This window comes from Pseudanabaena sp. BC1403 (assembly GCF_002914585.1).
Taxonomy (GTDB): domain Bacteria; phylum Cyanobacteriota; class Cyanobacteriia; order Pseudanabaenales; family Pseudanabaenaceae; genus Pseudanabaena.
In genome coordinates this window covers 119,181-140,959 of record NZ_PDDM01000002.1, presented here as the reverse complement: position 1 = coordinate 140,959, position 21,779 = coordinate 119,181, and the positions used below count along the sequence as shown (strand labels likewise).

The following is a 21,779-nucleotide window of genomic DNA, read 5'->3' as shown; positions in this document are numbered from 1 at the left end:
CGTAAGGTGACAAGGTTTGAATATAAGCCCTAATACATTGATATGGCATTTGTGGGATATGGCATTTGTGGCTATAAACAATCTTTACAAATTTGATCCCAAGCTAAAACAGGATCAAATGCAGCTGTAATCGGTCTACCAATTACTAAATAATTCGCACCCGCCGCGATCGCATCTTTGGGAGTCATCACCCGACTTTGATCGCCAACTGCGACTCCTGCGGGACGAACCCCAGGCGTAACGAAGCAAAAATCATTACCAAGTAGCGATCGCAGCTTCTTCACCTCATGCGGCGAACAGACTGCACCCTTGAGTCCACTCTCTTTGGCTAAAAGCACCAATTTAGCAACATATTCAGGGATTTCTAGAGGTACTAGTAAATCAGACTGTAATTCGACGCTAGAAATGCTGGTTAACAGCGAGACCGCTAAAAGTTGCGTTGATGAGTCTTGGACTTCAGCTTGAGCAGCTTGCATCATGGCTTTACCACCCGAAGCATGAATTGTTAGGAAATCCGCACCATATTTTGTCGCCACTCGACAAGCCGAAGCAACTGTATTGGGTATGTCATGCAGCTTTAAATCTAAAAATATCTTTTTATTCCTTGCCTTCAGTTCGCGCAAAATCGTACTACCATCGGCGATAAATAGCTCTAGTCCAACTTTCCAGAAACTTACTTGGGGCAAGCGATCGCATAAATTTATAGCTTCGCTAGCAGAAGGTACATCCAACGCCACAATAATTTTTGTTTGGGGATCAGCTTCAGTATTAAGGTTTATTTTCATTGCTTTATCGCAGATTTGAACGATACTAGAGCTTAATCCTATTACGTGTTGGCGTTTGTGAGGATCTATGCGAGCGGTATTGATGGCAGGCGGTTCAGGAACGAGATTACGCCCACTTACTTGCGATATGCCAAAACCAATGGTATCGGTGCTAAATCGTCCCATTACCGAACATATTCTGAATTTACTTAAGCGTCACGGCATTAGAGAAGTAATTGCCACGTTGCACTACTTACCCGATGTAATTCGCGAACATTTTGGTGATGGCTCGGATTTTGGCGTAAATATGATGTACGTGGTTGAAGAAGATGAACCATTGGGAACAGCAGGCTGCGTCAAAAATGTGGAAAGTCTTTTAGATAGTACTTTTCTCGTGATTAGTGGAGATAGTATTACCGACTTTGATCTCACCGCCGCAATCAAATTTCATCGCGAAAAAAAATCGCAAGCAACCCTGATTTTGCGACGGGTCAGCGATCCGATGGCTTTTGGGGTAGTGATTACTAACGAACAAGATCAAATTCAAAGATTTTTGGAAAAACCATCAACGAGCGAAGTTTTTTCCGATACAGTCAATACTGGCATTTATATTCTTGAACCTGAAGTTTTAGATTTTTTACCCACTAATGAGCCAAGTGACTTTTCTACGGATCTGTTTCCACTTTTATTAGCTAAAAATGTACCGATGTACGGCTATATCGCCAGTGGATATTGGTGCGATATTGGCTCCTTAGATGCATATAGACAAGCGCAGTATGATGCGATCAGAGGACGTGTTCACTTAGATCTGGACTATGTGCAATTGCGAACAGGTTTATGGATTGGCAAACATACCGTAATTTCGCCCACCGTTCAAATTGAGCCTCCTGTACTAATTGGCAGTAATTGCTCTATCGGCGATCGCACCAAAATTTCCGCTGGTACGATCATCGGCGATCGCGTCACTATTGGCTCAGACTGCGATCTTCAACGTCCGATCATTGGCAATAGCGCCATGATTAGCGAAGAGTGCCACCTATGGGCTTGCACGATCTCCCGCAATGTTCGCGTTAGCCGCCGCGCTCATGTCATGGAGGGCTCAGTGGTTGGCTCCAATTCTGTCATAGGGGAAGAGGCAAGAATTTTCCCAAATGTGCGAATTTGGCCGAGCAAACATGTAGAAGCAGGTGCAACCCTAACCACAAACTTGATTTGGGGGGCAATGGCATCACGCAATTTGTTTGGGCAATATAGCGTGTCTGGCTTAGCCAATGTGGATATTACGCCCGAATTTGCGGTAAAACTAGGCGCTGCCTATGGTGCAACTCTGCATCCTAATTCCCATGTAATGGTTTCGCGGGATCAACGCACGATTTGTCGAATGTTAACGCGATCGCTAATTTCAGGATTAATGTCTGTAGGCATTAATGTGGAAAATCTTGAGGCAACAGCGATCCCGATTTCGCGATTTATTGCCCCAAGTCTCGGTGTAGTTGGTGGCATCCATGTGCGCGTTCATCCTGATCGCAATGACTGCGTGATGATTGAGTTCCTTGATGCTGATGGGATTAATATCAACAAATCCGCAGAAAAAAAGATTGAAGGCACATTTTTTAAAGAAGATTTCCGTAGAGCAAGAATCGAGGAAATTGGTGAAATTAGTTATCCCACTCGCGTTTTAGATTATTACAACAGCGGCTTTGCCAAAAATATTGACGTTGAGGCAATCAGATTTAGTGATTGCAAAAAAATCGTTATTGACTATGTGTATGCAGTCTCAGGCGCAGTTTTACCGAGAATATTAGGCAAATTTAGTACCGATGTCGTGGTTCTCAATGCCAGCCTCAATGAAGTTGCCCCAGCTCCAGTTGATCGCGAAAAAATGTTGACTCAGTTAACAGATGTGGTCAAGGCAGTACGGGCAAATTTTGGTGTACAAGTCTATGCTAATGGGGAGAAATTTATCTTAATTGATGAGCTAGGTAAACCTATCCGTGATGAAGCTTTAACTGGGTTAATGGTGGAAATGGTACTGACTTCTCAGAATGGTGGCACTGTCGTCGTACCTGTTTCTGCATCGGGTATGGTGGAACTGATAGCAGAAAAGCATGGGGGCAGAGTGATTCGCACTCGCGCCAATCCAACAGCTTTGATGGCGACTTGCCATAGTCATGAAGGTGTAGTGCTTGGTGGGTCAGCAGAAATGGGATTTATCTTCCCGCAGCTTCATCCTGGTTTTGATGCGATGTTTAGCATTGCGAAGATTATGGAATGGATTACGTTACAAAAGAGATCGCTATCGCAAGTACGAGTACATTTGCCTCGTTGCCATTTTCGCAAACAGGTCGTGCGTTGCCCTTGGAGTATCAAAGGTACACTCATGCGCCATTTAGTCGAATCTTACGGGCGCGAAAAAATAGAGCTGATCGATGGCGTTAAGGTTTTTTATAGCGATCGCGATTGGGTTTTAGTGTTGCCAGACGCAGGAGATCCGCTTGTGCATGTTTTTGCGAATGGATTTGATACGCCATTGAGTAATGGACAAGCATGGGCTGAGCGCAATATTGAGGATTTTTGCAGTCATATTGATGGTTTCTGCAAGATCCAAGTTGCCCTATCCAAAGATTCTGTGATTCTAGATAATTAGTAATGATGTCGATTTGTGGACAGCAATTCTCTTTATGAAACCCGTTTTGGGTTTTCCAGCACCTGTGGCGCTGGAAAACCCAAAATTAGAATTGCGGCTTTGTGAACAAGTTTTGATTGTCTCAAAGATTTTTTTGCAAATGGGTTGACAAAACCCTAGGCGACTTTGGTATAGTAATTACCGCGCAAACAAAGAAATTTGTAAAACGCATTGCTGCAAAGCACAAAACCCTCTTTGGGGTGTCGCCAAGTGGTAAGGCATCTGGTTTTGGTCCAGACATTCCGAGGTTCGAATCCTTGCACCCCAGTTCCAAATAAAAAAGCTCCTTGTAAAGGAGCTTTTTTATGAGCTTTTCTGTAGAATAAAACCCAAAATTGGTGCGGTGGGATATAACCGCCGCACCAATTTTGGGTTTTATTTTCTAAAAATTATCTTTTTTACCGCGAATTCTGGCAAATACCCGCTCAGGAATTTCAATACCAGCCGATCGCTGAATTGCAGGAAAATCCCAGCGCATAAATGGATTAGTCCGCTTTTCTAGTCCAATCGTAGTTGGTACAGTTGCTTCGCCTCTTTGTCTCATTGCAGTTGCGGTAGTCATCCGCTCTTGTAAATCAGGATTATCACTATCTACAGTCAGAGCAAACTTGAGATTGCCAAGCGTATACTCATGAGCGCACCAGACGCGAGTATCGTCGGGCAGTTGACGCAGTTGATCCAGTGAGGTAAGCATTTCCGCAGGAGTCCCTTCAAACAGCCTGCCACAGCCACCAGCAAACAAAGTATCACCGCAGAATAATTCACCACCTTGGTCACCCACAGGCGCGAAGTAATAGGCAATGTGAGCGTAGGTATGACCAGGCACAAAAAACACCTGAGCTTCCCGATCGCCAAAAGTAACGCGATCTCCACCTTTTAAAAAAACTTGCTGATGGGGAATGCGATCGCGGTCTTTTTCACCGCCATAGACAATTGCATCGGGGAATTTTTTAATGAGAGCATTATTCCCACCCACATGATCGCTATGGTGATGGGTATTAAAAATGGCAACTAAATTTGCACCTAGTTCTTCTAATTTGGCAAGAACAGGTTCTGGTACGGCTGGATCAACTACTGCGGCAGTATTGCTAGCAGGATCATGCAAGACAAAAACGTAATTGTCACTTAAAACGGCTAGACGATAAATGTTCATAAGTTAGGTTCCTGCTATTTAGTTTAAAGTGGCGCGGCTTCGCCGCGCCACTTTAAACTGGTTCTTTCGATTTAGTTTTATATAGCGCGGCTTCGCCGCGCTATATAAAACTGGTTCTTGATAATTATTTGGATTGGAGTAAAGCGATCGCAGCTTCTAGTCGTGAAGGATAGTTTTTGGCTAATTCCTCAAACCATAAGCCTTCACCACCAAGCGGATCGAGCTTTTTTAACCATTCAGTTGCAGTTTTTGTGATCTCTTCTTGATCTTTAGCTTTTTGCTGATTAGCAATCTGCTGTAAATCGCGATCAATCACAGGTGAAGTCAGTTTAGGTGTACCTTCGGGCGTTACTTGCGGTGATGTGTAATCAGGCAAATAGGTTTGCGAATTACTTTGCGAATTACTTTGTGAATTAATCCGCAAATCATTTAACAAACTATCCAATGAATTGGCGGCAGGTGCGATCGATTGGCTGTTGTTTTGGCTAGGCAACTGAGGAGTTGTCTTATCCTCTTTACCTTGTTTACTAGTTTCTGGATCTTTATATTTGCCCTGAAGATCCGAAAGAATGGACTCAAGAGATTCCATTTGGTTTGTTTATATCTATAAATTTGCTTATATTTATTTTTTGAGAAACACTAATAGCCAATAGCTATTAGCCTAATCACTAATCGCGCTCAGTAACACTTCTGCAAGTGTCATATCTTCCATATCACTAAGTGTAATCGTATCCACAATGTCAAAATTCGCTCCGATGCTCTGCAACTTATCATCTAAAGCCTTGAGGAAATCAGTGGCACTTGCATCAGAACCAACTTGAATAAAAGAGATTGCTAGTTCTTCATCTGAATTAAGACGGCGTGTTGCGTCGATGATGACTTCAAACACAGAACGGCGATCATCGGGTTCTCCATCGGTAATCACTAGAATGGTTTCCCCAGCCTTAGCTTGACCAGCCTTTTTGCGTTGAAAGTATTGATTAATCGCGTCTTGCAAAACTGCGGTCAAATTCGTGCCACCCATCGGATCATTTTCTTGGAAGATTTGCTCAACCTTCACTGCCGATACATTGTCGTAGCGCTTAAATTTTCCTGAGAACAAATACACCGTAATCCCGTCTGGGTCTAACTGATCGCATTTACGCGCAAGGGCAAGCGTCGATTCCTTGACAATTTCCCACCGACTTTTGTTAGTGCCTCTGTCAGTGTTTGACATGCTTCCACTTTTATCGATGATTAGGGTATAGTCGCGCTTGTCTAGCATATACAACTCCTTAGCAAGAATGTGAACTAACTTAAATTATATCTGATGTGACATGGAAGCAAACGCCTTGCACTCAAGTGCAGGCTAAGAGCTAAAACCCGTTAAAACGGGTTGCACTTTTTCAGTCGGTTTCAACCGACTTTAGCTTTTAGCCAAGAACTTGAGTTCTTGGCGGCTTTAGCTTTTAGCACCTTAAATTTTGGTTTGATATGATAGAGATCGCTAATTTTGCTCCCTTTCCCAATACCTTCTAAGCTCATGGCATTGTTTGACATTCGTACCCCTTGGCCGCCCACCGCCGATCAACCCAAAGCGATCGCCCAATTATTTGACGGATTACAAAAAGGATTGCGTTATCAGACACTTTTGGGTGCGACGGGGACAGGCAAAACCATGACCGTAGCCAATGCGATCGCACAATATCAAAAGCCAACCTTGGTACTTGCCCATAACAAAACCTTAGCGGCGCAGCTTTGTAACGAATTGCGCGAATTCTTTCCTAATAATGCTGTCGAATACTTCATCAGTTATTACGATTACTACCAACCTGAAGCCTATATCCCAGTAACGGATACCTACATCGAGAAAACCGCTTCGATTAACGATGAGATCGATATGCTGCGGCATTCAGCAACGCGATCGCTCTTTGAGCGCAAGGACGTAATTGTGGTTGCCTCGGTAAGCTGCATCTATGGTTTGGGTATTCCTGAAGAATATCTCAAAGCCTCAATACCCTTGGGTGTGGGTATTGAATATGACCAGCGAGAATTACTGCGATCGCTAACCAATGTGCAATACGAGCGCAATGATATCGAAATGGGGCGCGGCAAATTTCGCGTCAAGGGTGACATTTTAGAAATTGGGCCAGCTTATGAAGATCGCACAATTCGGATCGAGTTTTTTGGCGATCAAATCGAAGCAATTCGTTATGTTGATCCAGTTACTGGCGAGATTTTGCAAAGTTTAGAAGCTTTGAACATTTATCCTGCGCGTCACTTTGTTACTCCTACTGATCGCTTAGAGATTGCCTGCGCAGAAATCAGAGAAGAGATGGAAGCAAGACTTGAAGAATTAACTAATGCAGGAAAATTACTCGAAGCTCAACGTTTAGAACAACGCACAAAATACGATTTGGAACTATTGCAGGAAGTCGGCTTTTGTAATGGAGTCGAGAACTATTCGCGCCATTTAGCAGGTCGTCAAGCTGGTGAATCGCCAGCGTGTTTAGTAGATTACTTCCCAAAAGATGATTGGTTGCTAATTGTGGATGAGTCTCATGTCTCTATCCCTCAAATTCGCGGAATGTATAATGGCGATCGCGCTAGAAAGATGACCTTAATCGATCACGGCTTTCGCTTACCTAGCGCTGCTGATAACCGTCCACTCAAGGCTGATGAGTTTTGGGGGATGGTCAAGCAATGCATTTTTGTTTCTGCGACTCCAGGGGATTGGGAAATGGAAGTTTCAGAACAAGTTGTCGAACAAATTATTAGACCAACTGGCGTTATCGATCCCGAAATATTTGTGCGTCCGACTGAAGGGCAAGTTGACGACCTCTATCATGAGATTCAAGAACGGATTAAGCGTAAGGAACGAGTCCTAATCACAACTCTGACAAAGAAGATGGCTGAGGATTTGACTACATATTTTCAAGAGCGAAATCTTTTAGTCCGCTATCTACATTCAGACATTAAATCAATTGAACGGATTGAGATTCTGCAAGATCTTCGTAGAGGTACATTTGATGTGTTGATTGGTGTAAACTTACTGCGTGAAGGTTTAGATTTGCCAGAAGTTTCGCTAGTAGCAATTTTGGATGCAGACAAAGAGGGCTTCTTAAGAGCAGAGCGATCGCTAATTCAGACCATCGGTCGGGCGGCGCGAAACATTGGCGGACAGGTAATTATGTATGCCGATCGCATGACGAACAGCATGGAAAAAGCCATTTCCGAAACTGAGCGCCGCCGCCGTATTCAAACCAAGTATAACCAAGATAATCAGATTACCCCAACCTCAATTGTCAAATCCATTGAAGGCAATTCGATCTTAGACTTTCTCTCGGTATCACGCCGTCTTAATGAACGCCAGCTTGAATATGTCGTAAACAATGCCAAAGAGATTCCCCTTGATGATATTCCCTCTTTAATTGGAGAACTGGAAGCCCAAATGAAAGACGCGGCGAAGAAACAAGAATTCGAGCAAGCTGCTGCTTTTCGCGACAAAATTAAGTTACTGCGCGATCGCTTACTTGGTAAAGCGTAAATTTTGGAAAATAAGATTTTTGTCAAAATTAGATTAGATGAATAACCTAACCTAAAACCAAAATACTTTCTGATTCACTATCAACAAACTCAGTGATAATCTCGAAATTTTCCCTCAAAATATCAACGATTTTAGAAGTTGGGCTATTACCAATGCGAAGATAGACAAACTTAGGGGGATGCCCATAAAGCAAACTCCGTTGATGAAAGTCTGAATCTTTGGAAACAATCACAAAATTATTTTCCTTAGCATGTTTCCAGATCAAAGCATCATCAGTATGTACCAGTCCTAAAGTCTTAACGTGTTCAGATTCAGGATATAAATCGCCAATGCTATAAACTATCCGATCTGACAAATTCTCATCTAGAAGCAGTTTCATAACGCAGCGACAAACAATCTTTTTTCTCGTTCAGCCGCAAAACTCAGGCAAGCTTTAATGTCCTGCAAAGTGAGCTCAGAAAAATCTTCCAGAACTTCTGCTTCTGTCATTCCCCCAGCTAGATACTCCAAAATATCGTAAACGGTAATCCGCATCCCTCTTATACAAGGCTTACCACTACGTTTTCCAGATTCAATCGTGATGATGTTGTGATAGTCCATATAGCAACATTTACCATAATCATTTGCTCATAGTCATTGTAGCAGTTAATTTTTAAATATTTGAGGCTATAGCCAAATCGCCATATCAGGAAGTTTAAGAAGCGATCGCTTAATCGGTAAAGCGTAAATCTAGAAAATTAAGATAGTATTTTAGAGAAGGAACTCAGGTGCATCAACAGGTAAAACACTGAACTAAACACAAATTTAATGCGTATTATATCCCGCAGCACTTTACGAGATTTTTGGGAATCCCATCGAGATATTGAAGAAGCTTTAAAAACTTGGTATTACGAAGCATCCCATGCTAATTGGCAAAGTCCAGCCGATATAAAAGCCGAGCATCGCAACGTCAGCATTATTGCTAACAATCGTGTAGTTTTTAACATCAAAGGCAACAACTATTGATTAATAGTAGCAATTCGTTATGATATTGGCATCGTGTTTATCAAGTTTATTGGCACTCACGCCGAATATGACAAAGTAGATGCGGCAACAATTTAATTAGTATTCTCTTAGAGGTAAATGTATGCAATTACGCCCTATTAGGACTGAAGCAGACTATCAACAAGTTCTACAAGAAATTGAATCTTTGTTTGATGCTGCTCCCGATACTGCTGAATGCGATCGCTTAGATATTCTCAGTACCTTAGCTGAAGCCTACGAAAGATTGCATTTTCCTATAGAAATTCCTGATCCTATTGAGGCGATTGAATACTATATGGATACTCGTGGTTTGTCACAACATGATTTGGATGCTTGTCTTGGTGGTCGAGCTAGATCGGTTGATGTATTATCTCGTAAGTTTTCTTTAACTCTAGAAATGATTAGAAGATTAAACCAAGAGCTAGGAATTCCCGCAGAGATCTTGATCCAGCCCTATCAATCATTACAAACTTCCGCATAATGGGAAATAATCAAAATGCATATTCAACAAGTTCAGATTAAAAACTTTCGATGTTTTGAGGATCTAACGGTCAACTTAAATCCAGATGTAAATATATTCGTTGGCAATAATGGCTCTGGTAAAAGTGCTGTATTAGATGCGATCTCAGCAGCTATAAGTCCATACTTATATGAATTCCAATTGAGGCTTGATGTAAATATTAAAGATAAGCATATAAAAGAGCTTAATTTATTTCAAAAAGATGTAAGAAATGGAGAAAAAATTGACAAAGTTGTAAATATTATTCAATTTTCAATTGCATTAACAAATATACCCGAATTTACAACTTCATATTTTAAAGAAACAACTGACATCAATAATTTGGGCTTACCACTTCATAACAGAATTTCTTCTGAACTTCATGATTATGTTTATCAGCATGGAGAGCATTTAAAGAATTATTGGGACTTTCCAGTTTGTGCTTATTATAGAAGCCATAGAAGCCTAATAGATGATCTTGATATACAACTTGATTTCAATCAAGATTTTTCTCCGTTTGATGCATTGAAAAATTCTTTTGATGCAGTTGCTAGTTTTCGTGATTTAGTTGGTTGGGTTTTTGTTCGTGAATTTCAAGAGTTAAGAGAGGGAAAAAAACAAAAAAATATTGAATTTGAGTTCCCTGATTTAAAGCAAATACGAAAAGCAATTTCTATTATTATTGCACCAAGTGCTCGTGTATATTTTTCTCAGGTAAATTCGTCAGCTACAATAATGGTTGAGTGGGAAACTGAAACAGGTGAAAAAATTGAATTGTCACTTGATCAATTAAGTTCAGGATATCGAAATATGCTAGCGCTTGTGATGGACTTTGCAAGACGTTTAGCACTAGCAAATCCACAGATGGAAAACCCACTCGAAGCCGAAGCAATATTAATGATTGATGAACTAGATTTACATTTACATCCAACTTGGCAACAAAAAATTATTCCCGACCTCCGCAAAGTATTTCCTAATACGCAAATCATTGCCACCACCCATAGCCCCGAAATCGTCACCACCGTAGAACGCCATCAGGTCAAGATTTTAGAAAACTATCAAATCAAAGAATGTCCCTCACCGACTAGAGGGATGAAAAGTTCGGATATTGTAAGTAGTGTTTTAGGGCTAGAAAATTTGCGCCCAGACACCGAAGAATCAAGGACACTAACGGCTCTTTTTGAGGCGATCGATAATGGTAATTTAGAAGAAGCTAAACGACTGCGAGATAAGCTACAAGACTGGAAATCATTTGATCCAGATATTACTAGAGCAGATATGCAAATCCGTCGATTGGAGCGTGAAGCGATCGCATGAAAAATGTGCTTAAATCTCCAGAACCATCGGATCTTCAAAAATACAAAAATAACAATATTTCTCAATCTAAGACATGGAAAAGTTTCAAACGAACTAGTGCTTATAATTCCGTTCGTGAAACACTTATAAGAGATCAAAAAGGGCTTTGTGCTTATTGTGAAATCGATCTTCATCCCAATGATCGTTGTGTCGAGCATTTTATTCCGAGAAACCAATCCACTCCAGAAAATAACTACGATCTAGATTGGCAAAATATGTTAGCCAATTGTAAAGGTGGGTTGGAAAATGTTGATATTTCTGAAGAAGAAAATGAACGTAGAATTTCACGACCACCTAACAGAGTTGCTTGTTGTAGTGCCGCTAAAGCTGATTTTAATCCCGATGGCAAATTATTAAACCCTCTTGAATTGCCAACACTAAGATTATTTCGTTTTAGCAGTTTAGATGGTGAAATTAGACCTGACGAAAATGTTTGCCAAAAAGTTGGTATTCCTATTGAATATGTTCAATTCACTATTCAAAAACTGGGACTCAATGTTCTACGTTTGAAAAATGAAAGAGTAGCTATAATTGCTGAAATCACCCAAGAGCTTGATGACCGAGATGATGGAACTATTAATCCGATTTTACTAAAAAAGCAAATTGCCTCAGAACGTTTCGGTGATGGTAAACATGATTGGCCAGCATTCTTCACGACTATTCGTTGGGTTTTAGGAAAAGGAGCTGAAGATCATCTGGTTGATATTTCCTACTTAGGTTAGACTCAGCCTTATCGATTAACTTCACCTAATCCATTCATCCAAAATTCTATGAAAGTTGATGTATATAAGCTTCCTCAAAACAGCCCAGATGATCTAGAAGCGCTGAAAGCGGCGATCGCATCTGGAGAAATTAATCCGCAACTTATTGTGGCAATTTTAGGTAAGACAGAAGGAAATGGCTGCGTCAATGACTTCACACGAGGCTTTGCGGTACAAACCTTAAAAAACTATCTCACTAATTTTGTCGGAAAAGAACGATCTGAGTCTATTGTCTATGTCATGTCTGGTGGGACTGAAGGAGCTATAAGTCCACATTTGACAATTTTCACTAGTCAGCCTTCTCAACCACATATCCCAACCCGCATGGCTTTGACGTTGGGCATGATTCATACCCGTGATTTTACTTCTGCGGAAATCGGCTCGCTAACAATGGTCAAGGAAGTAGCTCTGGCTGTTAATCAGGCGATCGCATCCGCAGGAATAGCCAAAGCTGACGTACATTTTGTCCAGATTAAATGCCCACTTGTCACCAGTCGCGATCGCCTGCTAGATAATCCTCAATCGACAAACAAATCCATAAGTAGCTATGAGTCAATGGGTTACTCACGAGGAGCCTCAGCGCTAGGAGTCGCAGTAGCATTAGGTGAAGTTCAATTGGAAGATCTCAGCGCAAATGATATTTGCCAAAATTATGCTTTGTATTCCACTATAGCTTCCACTTCAGCAGGAGTAGAGCTACGCAACTGTGAGATTTTAGTATTGGGGAATGCTCCGACATCAACCAGTAATTTTGTAATTGGTCATAGTGTGATGCAACATGCCCTAGATGCTCATGCCGTAACTAAAGCGATCGCCTCAACAGGTCAACCCAGCGATCGCATTGTAAATATATTTGCCAAAGCGGAAGCCGATCCCTCTGGAGAGCTTTTGGGAAGAAGACATACGATGATGGATGATTCAGATATTAACCATACAAGGATGGCTAGGGCTGTGGTCGGTGCAGTAGTCGCATCGATTGTCCAAGATCCAATGGTCTATGTGTCAGGAGGTAGTGAGCATCAGGGGCCATCAGGTGGTGGGCCTGTTGCTGCGATCGCCCATATTGACTGATATCAATTTTCAAAATGGTAATGCTCTCAGGAACATTTGGCAAAACAGCGATCGCTTCCACAAACCAGAAGATGAGTGGCGGCGCGAAGCGCCGCCACTCATCTTCTGGTTTTGGTTTGTACTAGCTAACTCTTGTTTTGCTATAAAACCCAAATTAATAAAGGTGGAGCGAATCTCCGCCTTTATTAATTTGGGTTTTGATTTGTCCTAAGACACTTGGCGACAGCTATAAAAAATAAAATGGCATAGCCATTTTGTTCTTTTGGATATTTGAGTATTGTCCACATACTGCTTATCCTTTTATGCAAATAATCTGCTTTAAAGTAGCGACAACTTCCACTAGATCAGATTGCTGTTGCATCACTTGCTCAATCGGTTTATAAGCAGCAGGAATCTCGTCAATAATTCCTGTATCCTTGCGACACTCTATCCCTTGAGTCTGCTGAATCAAGTCATCTAACGTGAACTGATCCTTCGCCTTACTCCTCGATAACAATCGCCCAGCCCCATGAGAACAAGAACAATAACTTTCAGTATTTCCTTTGCCTTTGACAATGAAAGACTTCGCTCCCATTGAGCCAGGGATAATGCCATAGTCCTCTGTTCTTGCCCTTACAGCACCTTTGCGAGTGACATATACATCCTCACCAAAATGAACTTCCTTTTCTGCATAATTATGATGACAATTTACCGTTAGTAATGGCTTTACGGGCTTACCTCCGCTAGCATATTTCTCGATAATCTTCTTAAATCTTGCCATCATCACATCGCGATTAACACGTGCGTATTCCTGCGCCCATTGCAAATCGCGCCAGTAGGCAGCAAATTCAGAAGTACCAGCAACAAAATAGGCAAGATCTTTATCGGGTAGAGAAGTTCCAGCTAATCTAGCTAGTTCCTTCGCGGTTTCTATATGTCTTTGAGCAAGCATATTGCCAATATTGCGAGAACCAGAATGCAGCATCAGCCACACTTGATTATCTGTATCTATGCAGACCTCTATGAAGTGATTACCACCGCCGAGAGAGCCCATTTGCTTCATGGCTTTACCTTCAAGGTGCTGAACCCCATCATGTAAATCACCAAATTCTCGCCACCCTTGCCAATTGAATACAGGCTTTTCGACTTCTTTGTTGTCATTAAAGCCCACGGGAATTGCGGCTTCAATTTCAAGACGAATTTGCTTGAGCTTACCTTCTAGCTGTTCATGCCGAAATGGAGTTTTGATAGCCGCCATGCCACAACCAATGTCCACACCCACTGCCGCAGGTACGATCGCTTCTTTAGTCGCAACCACAGAACCGACGAGAGCACCTTTACCGAGATGGACATCAGGCATTAGAGCCACATGTTTAAACACAAAAGGCAAAGATGCAACATTTTTAGCCATTTTGGTTTCTTCATGACCAAGGTCATGATCTGCCCAAGACAAGACAGGCTTAGGCGTTGAGATATTTAACTGTTGATAAGGCATAATCTTAATTTCATAATGTAGTATGCATACTACATTATGAAATTAAGATTATGCAATAGTTTATAAAAAACGAACCAGATCTTTTTGTAAGTGTTGCAAAGCAACACTTACAAAAAGATCTGGTTCCTACAATCTTGGATCGACAGGTTCGCTCTCTAGGGCTAGAACACCGAACACACATTCATGAACTTGGCGCAGGGGCGAGTTCGACACAAAGCGCTCTAATCCTTCAATACCGATCGCAAATTCTCGTAGAGCTAGCGATCGCTTAACCGACAATCCTCTTTGGCGAAGACGTTCTAAGTTTTGCGGTAGAGAATATTCAGCTCCATAGATGATGCGAAGATATTCTTGTCCACGACATTTCACCGCAGGCTGAATCAATCCTTTCTTGGTTTCATTGATGAATTCCAAAGGTTTGACCACCATACCTTCTCCACCTTTGGCTGTTAATTCTTGCCACCATTGAATACCTTCTGACTGGCTTGCGGCATCGTTGAGATCGATCAGCCGATATTCAGTGGCAAGGAGCAGATTACGATCGCAATTACAAATCTGAGCAATTTGCTGCATATGCCATTGATGATTCTTGTCGATGTGAACTTTACCTTCCGTTGCCAAAATATGAAATGGAGCTAGTTTCAGATCCTCAATAGAATCAACATTCCAGCAATAACGGCGATAGGCAGCGACATATTGACCTGCTAATTGATGGCGCTGTTGGTATTGATCGAGCAGAGAATTTACGTCAATGCCGCGTTCTGTGGCTTGTTGCAAACTTGCGATCGCCTGACTCAGAGATTGATTAGCCGCCGTACCGACCGCAGCATATTGTTGTCTTAGTAACGCTTGAGCCTTTACCGACCAAGGCATAAGCTCGCAATCAAGACATACCCAATCGGTTTGAAATTGCTCCCAAAATCCGCTTTGAGTTAGGGCGGACTGTACTCGCGCTAGAAGTTCCATTTCTAAGGTGGGATTTTCAAAGAAGCGGCGACCTGTGCGGGTGTAGCAGATGCCAATCCCTTCATCAGTAATCCCAAAGCGACGACTAGCGGCGGCTTCATCCTTGCAAATGATCGCCACTGCCCGCGAACCCATGTGCTTTTCTTCGCAAACAACTTGATCAACGCCAGCTTGTTTGTAATAGGCAAAGGCTTCGGTAGGATATTCGAGAAATCCTGACTCAGTAGAAGTTGCTACAGGCGACATGGTGGGTGGTAAATAGATCAGCCATTTGGGATTAGCGGCAAATCGACTCATCACTTCTAGAGCCGCGATCGCATTTTCTTCTTTGATCGTGATATTGCGCTGAAGCCTCGTAGAAACTAGTCTTTTCCCTAGAACATCGGCAATATTGAGAACATCATCATGTTGTTGTTGGGCAGTGAGTGGTGAATCCGCTATCACTTCAGGAATCAAGGGCTTTACAGGTTCGCAATAGACTCGACTAGCTTGGACGCTTACCAGTTCTCTTTCGGGATAGCGCAAAGCACTCAGCTTGCCTCCAAACACACAGCCAGTATCAATATCAATGGTGTTATTCAGCCATTCTGCTTCTGGGACAGGTGTATGCCCATAGACCACCATCGCCTGTCCGCGATATTCGGCAGCCCAGTTATAGCGTACAGGTAAGCCAAATTCATCGATCTCACCTGTAGTTTCGCCAAAGAGAGCGAAGTCGCGCACTCGCCCTGAGCCTCGTCCTTGGAGTTCAGCTTTCATGCCAGCATGGGCGACAACTAATTTTCCATTATCCAAGACGTAATGACTGATGAGAGTATCAATAAATTGCCGCAGTTCTCTTTTCGCTTCATCGCGAATCTCGTCAGGTAAGGCTGCAATTTCGGCTAAGGTTTGTTCTAAGCCATGATTTATTTTGACGTTTTTACCGTTTAGCTTTCGCATCAGTTTGATATCGTGATTTCCGGGGACGCAGAGTCCTGTTTCAGCAACCACCATATTTCTGACCAGTTTGACCGTATCCAAAATGCGATGGCCGCGATCGACTAAATCGCCTAAAAAGACTGCTTTACGACCTTCAGGGTGGCTATAGGTTGGGAAGTCCCAGAAACTGGAATTAACTATGGAATTAGCTGGTGTTTCCAGTATTTGATATCCTAGCGATCGCAATAGTTCTTCTAATTCATTGCAGCAGCCATGCACATCACCGATGATGTCAAAGGGGCCATGTTCCTGTTTGCGATTATTCCAAAGTGGTTGCCGCTCAATTGACACATTCTCAATTTCTTCTAATGAGGAGAGAACAAATACATGACGGAATCCTTCTCTTTCTAGGCTTCGCAGCGATTTGCGTAAATTCTGGACATGGCGGCGCACTACATGTTCACCAAATTGGCGATCGGGTCGCTGTTGGTTGCGATCGTGACATACTTTCTCTGGCAAGTTCAGGACGATCGCGACGGGAATGCAGTGATATTGCCGCGCTAAATCGATGTATTGTTTGCGGTCTTGTGGCTGTACGTTAGTGGCATCAATGACGGTGAGTTTTCCTGCGGCTAATCGTTTTGCAGCAATGTAATGCAGTACGTCAAAAGCGTCTTTACTGGCAGCCTGATTGTTTTCATCGTCAGAAACTAAGCCTCGGCAAAAATCAGAGGATATAACTTCGGTGGAGAGAAAATGAGTTTTTGCAAAGGTAGATTTGCCAGAGCCAGAGGCTCCGATGATTGTGACGAGAGATAATTCGGGGATTTTAATTTTCATTATGTTTCAAGCGATCGTTTCCAAGCGATCGCAAATTGAATGGCTTTATCTAACTTATCTTGCTCAGTCAATTTCATTGGTAAACAGCTTATTAATGACGGAGTTGTATTTATCTGGTCTAAAAAAGGAGAAACATCAATCACTTTCTTTGCAAGCAAGACTAATTGTTGAGTCAAATGCTTTCTTGATGAAAAGCTCCATTCTAGAATCATTCTGTCATAAAGCATATTATATCCTCCCCAAAAAATTATTTTCTCTCGATAAAAATCAAGAAATTTAGAATTTTCAGATAGAGCGATAACTACCTCTTCCCACTTAAATTTAATTGCTGGATAAAGAATAGAAAAATGCTCATAGTCTTCAAAATTAGATTCCTTTAAGACAATTTCTATTGCTAAACTCTGGATTTGTTCAATTTGTTTTTTAGAGAGGATTTCAATAACTAGTTTCTTGTCAAGTCTATGAAACAATTTCCATAAAGAGGATAAATCGGATTTGGCAAAACAATCTATAACCAAACTACGACAGTCATTTATAGCTTTTAAATGTCCCAAATTTGCAAGAAATGCCAACTCATTTAGTGAGTCAGGATAGTTTAACAGGTCTATTAGAACAGGATGACATGAATTTGTCGCAGCAATAAGATCGTACCAACTTTCTGTATCTCCATGTTCTTTGCACAACTCCTCTATTCTATCTAAAGCAATTGTTCTAACTGGGTTATAAGAGACAAAAAGCTCTAGTGTAGGATTAGTTTTGCACCATTTTTCTATTCTATCCAAGGCAATTGTTTTGAATTGTTCAGGATAGTGATAGACAAGAATTTCTAGCGCATGATTGATATTGTATTTTCGATCTTGTTTTGCAAAAAGCTCTCTAGCAGTTTCTATCCACCAAGATTCGTCAACCCAAGCATCACCACCTTTGCGATACATCAGAGGCTCATTCCATCTCAAATAGGTTTCTCCACTACGCATTGCCGTCTTGAATCTCTCGATTACTTGATCAGCCCATGCTGTGGTTTCGCTTTTAAGGCTATCAGTTATTTCAATCATAATTATGAATGCTGTTTAATTTTTATTGTTCATGTCCCCACGAATCTACCTGAACAATTCTTGTCCTGTAGAGGCTTTGCCCCGTGCCAGCACCAGACTTCTGCCATAGCAGGAATTCCTTCCACGTAACACCAGTAAATAAGTTAGACAGATGGCAATAGCAGGCTTTGTTCAATTGATTGTCTGACAGGTTGACGGACATAGCAATCACTTTCAAGACATTCCACTAAAAGACGATTCGCATTACAATATTGACGTAAAAGGTCAAGTTGATAGGGCGTGAGATTCCAAATCTGACCAATATTCCGATATTTGATCGTCTGTTGACGCAGGTTATTAGCCCAAAGCTCCCATTTGCTCTCGCTATCCACATCTTCAGGACAAGTCTCAATTAGTTGAGTTAAAGCATCCGCCAAGAGCTGATCAGAAGTTTCTTGGGCATATTCCAGAGCAAGACTAAGATCTAGGTCTAAATCAAGTCCCAGATCTTCACCATCCTTAGTTTCTAGCGCCCTAGCCAGATCAAAAGCAAGATCAATATTGAGATTGCGATTTTGACAAAGATCAAGATCGAGCACGAGACTACGAGCTAATACATTAGCCAAATTGAGAAAATCGCTTTGGGCGATCGCACGTCCGAGAGTTAGATAGAAAGCACGAACCGATTGAATGTGATCGGGAACTTGAGCAGCATCTGCCTTTTTGTTAACCCATTGCAACAAACCTTGTAATTGCCGATCGCTAGCTAACAGGCGATCGCATTGCTCCTTCATTAATATTAATAACTCGTCAGCCGAGCGCATCATACCAACGGCAAGGCGTAAAATATCATGCCAACGGTGATCGGTGATTTTACCCGCTAGCAATGTCAACGTATCTTGGTTTCCATTATAAACAAGCTCACGCGCTGCTAAATATTCATGAAAAGTTAAATGCGAAAAAGAATAAATTCCTTTAGCTCGTTCTACAAACAACCCATGCTGTGATTCGATCGCCTTTATAATTGATGCACTATCAAGTTGCAAAGCCTCCTCATCTGTATGAGCTTTTGGTAAATTACGAATATATTCAGTAATATAGCTTTCCAGATCGACTTGTCGAAAAAAGTAATCGCCTTGATAAAATGTTGTACAGGCAACTTGAGCCAATAAATCTTCTTTACGTTGCATCGATAGATTTTTATAAATTTGATGCCGTTCAATATTGCGTTTGGCATCCCACTTCCTAAGCAGCACATCCAGCCCTTCCCGATAGAGTTCTGAACGGTTTGTTGGGAAATCCCCAAATTCATCGAACACTAAACACAATAGAGTCAGCAGCAAAGGATTAGTAGCCAATTCTTGAATAGGGCGATTGTCTTCTACTTTTCGCAAAAATAGCTCAATATGTCGGGAATTACCAAGAAACCAACGCTGGGCAAATTGCGAAATCTGCAATGATTGGAAGTTCGCGACTTCGACTTCTGTAAACTTCTCAAATACATATTCCTGCGATCCCAAGCGACTGGTAATCACAAAACGATTAGTATAGAACTGCTCTGAGAAACTCCGTAAATCTTCGAGCACACGATGCAAATCATTTTCGCGAACTTCATCAAGTCCATCTAAAAATAGAATTGCTCGACCTTGTTGTAAAAGCTGTTTAACATTTGCCTCATCGCCAATGTTATAAGCGTAAAAGTCTTGAGAAATATAATCTAATAACCGTGGCTGAGATTCAGTACCAGCATACTGACGAAGCGTTACAAAAATTGGGACTAAATCACTAAAAATATCGCCTTGCGAACATTTCAAGGCAGTATATTTTAACAGCGTCGTTTTACCTGCCCCTGGCTTACCTAGCAGCATCAGTTTGCTATAACGATTTAGAGCCTCCATGCTGGAAATACGATCTTCATTGATCAGCCCCATCTCAATGCGATCGCGCCCATGATAAGTAGCTAGTAAATCGGCAATTCCCAAACGACGACGGCTGGTAATTTTTTCTAGAACATCTGTACCTGTATAAATATTTTCGAGATCTATTGGATGCGACATGTCCAACACTCGCATGGTGGCACAGCGCTCTTGAATGATCTGACGACTACGATAGCGGAGTTGCTGCACCAGTTCTTCAATATCGATATTCAAGGCAACATTCTGACTAGATGCAGATTGGTTGACAAGAAGTAAGTTTTGCTCATTTTGCAAATTGGTTTGTGAACTGGTTTCTGCATCTAAAAAATTTTGCAAAATATGTAAGAGGCGATTATTTTTGCCTGGGCCCTTGCCACTAATGTCAAATTTTCGATAAATTTCTCCCATCCGCTTGCGATAGGCTTCTTCAGAAATGCCTAAAAAACTAGCAACTTCACGATCTTCACGATTTTCCCCAAATCGTAATAGGAAAACACTTTCCTGATCGGCAGAAAGCTGATGGGTTTGCGCCATTCGCGTCAGAAATTTTTGGGGAAACATAGGTTGTAGATGCTTTAGGAAGCCTATAGATTTAAATTATCACTGATGTTATGGGAAAAGAAAAATACACCCAATCCCTCAACCCTATCTCATCCTCAGGGAGAAGGGAAGCCTGAATTTTTCTTTTCCCCCTCTACTTGCCAAGGAGAGAGTTTAGAGGTGAGGTGTTTTTAACATTCCATGTAATACCAATTCACAGAAGTGTTGTCACATTTTTGTGAATTAAAAACCAAACCCTGTAAGGGTTCTTAAAACACAAAATGGCTGCGCCAATTTGTATTTTGGTATAACAGGAAGCATAAGGAAAACGGCGCTTTACACTACTTTCCTTATGATAAATGCCGATCGCACCATGAATCAATATCCGCTAGTAAGCGATCGCCTATTTCCCAAGGCAATAAATGGGCGGTATTTGGGTAAGAGATATATTCACAATTAGGCAATAATTTTGCAGTTTCTAAGGTTGATGCTGCTGTGATATGGCGATCTTGCTCTGCGGCGATCGCAAGGCAAGGGACTTGGATTTTATCTAAATCACCAGTGCGATCGTATCCCTGCCTAAGAGCTTGCATTAAAGCTCTTTGAGCATAGCGCGAAGTTTGTAAATAAGCTCTTGCACCAGTATGAGAAATCTGATCATAGGCTTCTTGAGTATGCTGCTGGATTAAATATCTAATCAGCGATCGCTTGCCTAACCACTCAATATGCCAACGCTGCTTTGGCGCAATCCAATGCAAAGCAACGGCAATCACTAAATTTGCATATTCCCACCAAGCAATTTTTGGTAAACCGCTGCGCGGCTTGGCGGCTGTCGCTATTAAAATCAAGCCTGCAATTTTCGGAGTTACGTTGTTGTGAGTTAAATTTTGCTGTTCAGCAGCTCGCAACGCCAACTCCATCGCCAAAATACCACCTAGAGACCATCCTAAAATCAGATATTCCGTTTCTGGATAATCGTTTAATAAATTTTGCTGATCAGACTGCCGATCGCTTTCTAAAAGATCCCAGAGATCTTGTATGTGATCTAACATTGTAAAGTTCACAGTTGCCTTACAATTTCCATAACCGCGCAAGTCAGGCGAGATCGCTTTAATACCTTTATCATGAAAGTATTTAGCGAATATCTGCATTGCTTCACTATTTCCGGGGTGTCCGTGCAAGCATAAAACTTTTAATCTGCGATCGCTAATCATCAGAAATACATTAGAAATAAATCAAGTCTTACTTA

At 41.7% G+C, this 21,779-nt stretch carries 18 protein-coding genes, 1 tRNA gene and 1 pseudogene; 8 read left to right on the top strand and 12 right to left on the bottom strand.

Translation table 11 applies throughout. The features are described 5' to 3' along the window. Window positions 1-71: 71 nt before the first annotated feature. Entirely contained in the window at window positions 72-785 is a 714-nt protein-coding gene (gene pyrF, locus CQ839_RS03105; RefSeq protein ID WP_103666823.1) for an orotidine-5'-phosphate decarboxylase, read from the bottom strand. A gap of 67 nt (window positions 786-852) precedes the next feature. On the opposite strand from pyrF, the gene CQ839_RS03100 reads away from it, so the two are divergent. Together CQ839_RS03100 and CQ839_RS03095 are read left to right on the top strand one after the other, a co-directional pair. Beyond that, entirely contained in the window at window positions 853-3,411 is a 2,559-nt protein-coding gene (locus CQ839_RS03100; RefSeq protein WP_103666822.1) for a mannose-1-phosphate guanyltransferase, read from the top strand. 235 nt (window positions 3,412-3,646) lie between these two features. Further along, a tRNA-Gln gene (locus CQ839_RS03095) sits at window positions 3,647-3,718 on the top strand. Between the two features lie 114 nt (window positions 3,719-3,832). Here the strand turns inward: CQ839_RS03095 and gloB are convergent. The 4 genes from gloB to CQ839_RS24990 all read right to left on the bottom strand — a co-directional run bounded on the left by gloB (window position 3,833) and on the right by CQ839_RS24990 (window position 6,142). Beyond that, complete coding sequence (gene gloB / locus CQ839_RS03090; RefSeq protein WP_103666821.1) at window positions 3,833-4,603, bottom strand: hydroxyacylglutathione hydrolase; 771 nt, start codon at window positions 4,601-4,603, stop codon at window positions 3,833-3,835. Between the two features lie 124 nt (window positions 4,604-4,727). Further along, window positions 4,728-5,192: a salt stress protein, Slr1339 family gene (locus CQ839_RS03085; RefSeq protein ID WP_103666820.1), complete on the bottom strand. Its 465-nt coding sequence runs from the start codon at window positions 5,190-5,192 to the stop codon at window positions 4,728-4,730. A 72-nt stretch (window positions 5,193-5,264) separates the two neighbouring features. Beyond that, the gene (locus CQ839_RS03080; protein WP_103666819.1) at window positions 5,265-5,867 is read right to left on the bottom strand and encodes a VWA domain-containing protein; all 603 of its coding nucleotides are present in this window, start codon (window positions 5,865-5,867) and stop codon (window positions 5,265-5,267) included. Between the two features lie 131 nt (window positions 5,868-5,998). Beyond that, window positions 5,999-6,142 carry a hypothetical protein gene (locus tag CQ839_RS24990; RefSeq protein ID WP_181016072.1) on the bottom strand — a complete coding sequence of 48 codons (144 nt, stop codon included), beginning with the start codon at window positions 6,140-6,142 and terminating at the stop codon, window positions 5,999-6,001. Here CQ839_RS24990 and uvrB point away from each other — a divergent pair. After that, entirely contained in the window at window positions 6,126-8,129 is a 2,004-nt protein-coding gene (gene uvrB, locus CQ839_RS03075; protein ID WP_103666818.1) for an excinuclease ABC subunit UvrB, read from the top strand. The two genes, CQ839_RS24990 and uvrB, sit on opposite strands and share 17 nt — an antisense overlap. Window positions 8,130-8,175: 46 nt before the next feature. Here the strand turns inward: uvrB and CQ839_RS03070 are convergent, their stop codons facing one another. After that, complete coding sequence (locus tag CQ839_RS03070; RefSeq protein WP_103666817.1) at window positions 8,176-8,508, bottom strand: DUF5615 family PIN-like protein; 333 nt, start codon at window positions 8,506-8,508, stop codon at window positions 8,176-8,178. Next, entirely contained in the window at window positions 8,505-8,729 is a 225-nt protein-coding gene (locus CQ839_RS03065; RefSeq protein WP_103666816.1) for a DUF433 domain-containing protein, read from the bottom strand. Before CQ839_RS03065 ends, CQ839_RS03070 begins: the two co-directional genes overlap by 4 nt. Before the next feature lie 207 nt (window positions 8,730-8,936). Between CQ839_RS03065 and CQ839_RS03060 the strand changes: the two are divergent. The 5 genes and pseudogenes from CQ839_RS03060 to CQ839_RS03040 all read left to right on the top strand — a co-directional run bounded on the left by CQ839_RS03060 (window position 8,937) and on the right by CQ839_RS03040 (window position 12,839). Further along, window positions 8,937-9,230, top strand: a pseudogene (locus CQ839_RS03060) (type II toxin-antitoxin system HigB family toxin). A 25-nt stretch (window positions 9,231-9,255) separates the two neighbouring features. Further along, window positions 9,256-9,633, top strand: coding sequence for a type II toxin-antitoxin system HigA family antitoxin (locus CQ839_RS03055; RefSeq protein WP_103666815.1), 378 nt, complete (start codon window positions 9,256-9,258; stop codon window positions 9,631-9,633). A 15-nt stretch (window positions 9,634-9,648) separates the two neighbouring features. Beyond that, complete coding sequence (locus CQ839_RS03050) at window positions 9,649-10,968, top strand: AAA family ATPase (RefSeq protein ID WP_103666814.1); 1,320 nt, start codon at window positions 9,649-9,651, stop codon at window positions 10,966-10,968. Beyond that, entirely contained in the window at window positions 10,965-11,729 is a 765-nt protein-coding gene (locus CQ839_RS03045; protein ID WP_103666813.1) for a retron system putative HNH endonuclease, read from the top strand. The genes CQ839_RS03050 and CQ839_RS03045 overlap by 4 nt, the downstream gene beginning before the upstream one ends. A gap of 48 nt (window positions 11,730-11,777) precedes the next feature. Continuing rightward, window positions 11,778-12,839 carry a ring-opening amidohydrolase gene (locus tag CQ839_RS03040; protein WP_103666812.1) on the top strand — a complete coding sequence of 354 codons (1,062 nt, stop codon included), beginning with the start codon at window positions 11,778-11,780 and terminating at the stop codon, window positions 12,837-12,839. A gap of 292 nt (window positions 12,840-13,131) precedes the next feature. Here the strand turns inward: CQ839_RS03040 and CQ839_RS03030 are convergent, their stop codons facing one another. The 5 genes from CQ839_RS03030 to CQ839_RS03010 all read right to left on the bottom strand — a co-directional run bounded on the left by CQ839_RS03030 (window position 13,132) and on the right by CQ839_RS03010 (window position 21,744). Continuing rightward, window positions 13,132-14,313, bottom strand: a complete 1,182-nt coding sequence (locus CQ839_RS03030; RefSeq protein WP_103666810.1) for an RtcB family protein — start codon at window positions 14,311-14,313, stop codon at window positions 13,132-13,134. 126 nt (window positions 14,314-14,439) lie between these two features. Further along, window positions 14,440-17,040, bottom strand: coding sequence for a polynucleotide kinase-phosphatase (locus tag CQ839_RS03025; RefSeq protein ID WP_103666809.1), 2,601 nt, complete (start codon window positions 17,038-17,040; stop codon window positions 14,440-14,442). Further along, window positions 17,040-18,095: a hypothetical protein gene (locus CQ839_RS03020; protein ID WP_103666808.1), complete on the bottom strand. Its 1,056-nt coding sequence runs from the start codon at window positions 18,093-18,095 to the stop codon at window positions 17,040-17,042. The genes CQ839_RS03025 and CQ839_RS03020 overlap by 1 nt, the downstream gene beginning before the upstream one ends. Window positions 18,096-18,238: 143 nt before the next feature. Further along, window positions 18,239-20,551 carry an NACHT domain-containing protein gene (locus CQ839_RS03015; protein WP_103666807.1) on the bottom strand — a complete coding sequence of 771 codons (2,313 nt, stop codon included), beginning with the start codon at window positions 20,549-20,551 and terminating at the stop codon, window positions 18,239-18,241. A gap of 329 nt (window positions 20,552-20,880) precedes the next feature. Continuing rightward, on the bottom strand, window positions 20,881-21,744 hold the full coding sequence (locus CQ839_RS03010) for an alpha/beta fold hydrolase (protein WP_103666806.1): 864 nt from the start codon (window positions 21,742-21,744) through the stop codon (window positions 20,881-20,883). Window positions 21,745-21,779 lie beyond the last annotated feature (35 nt).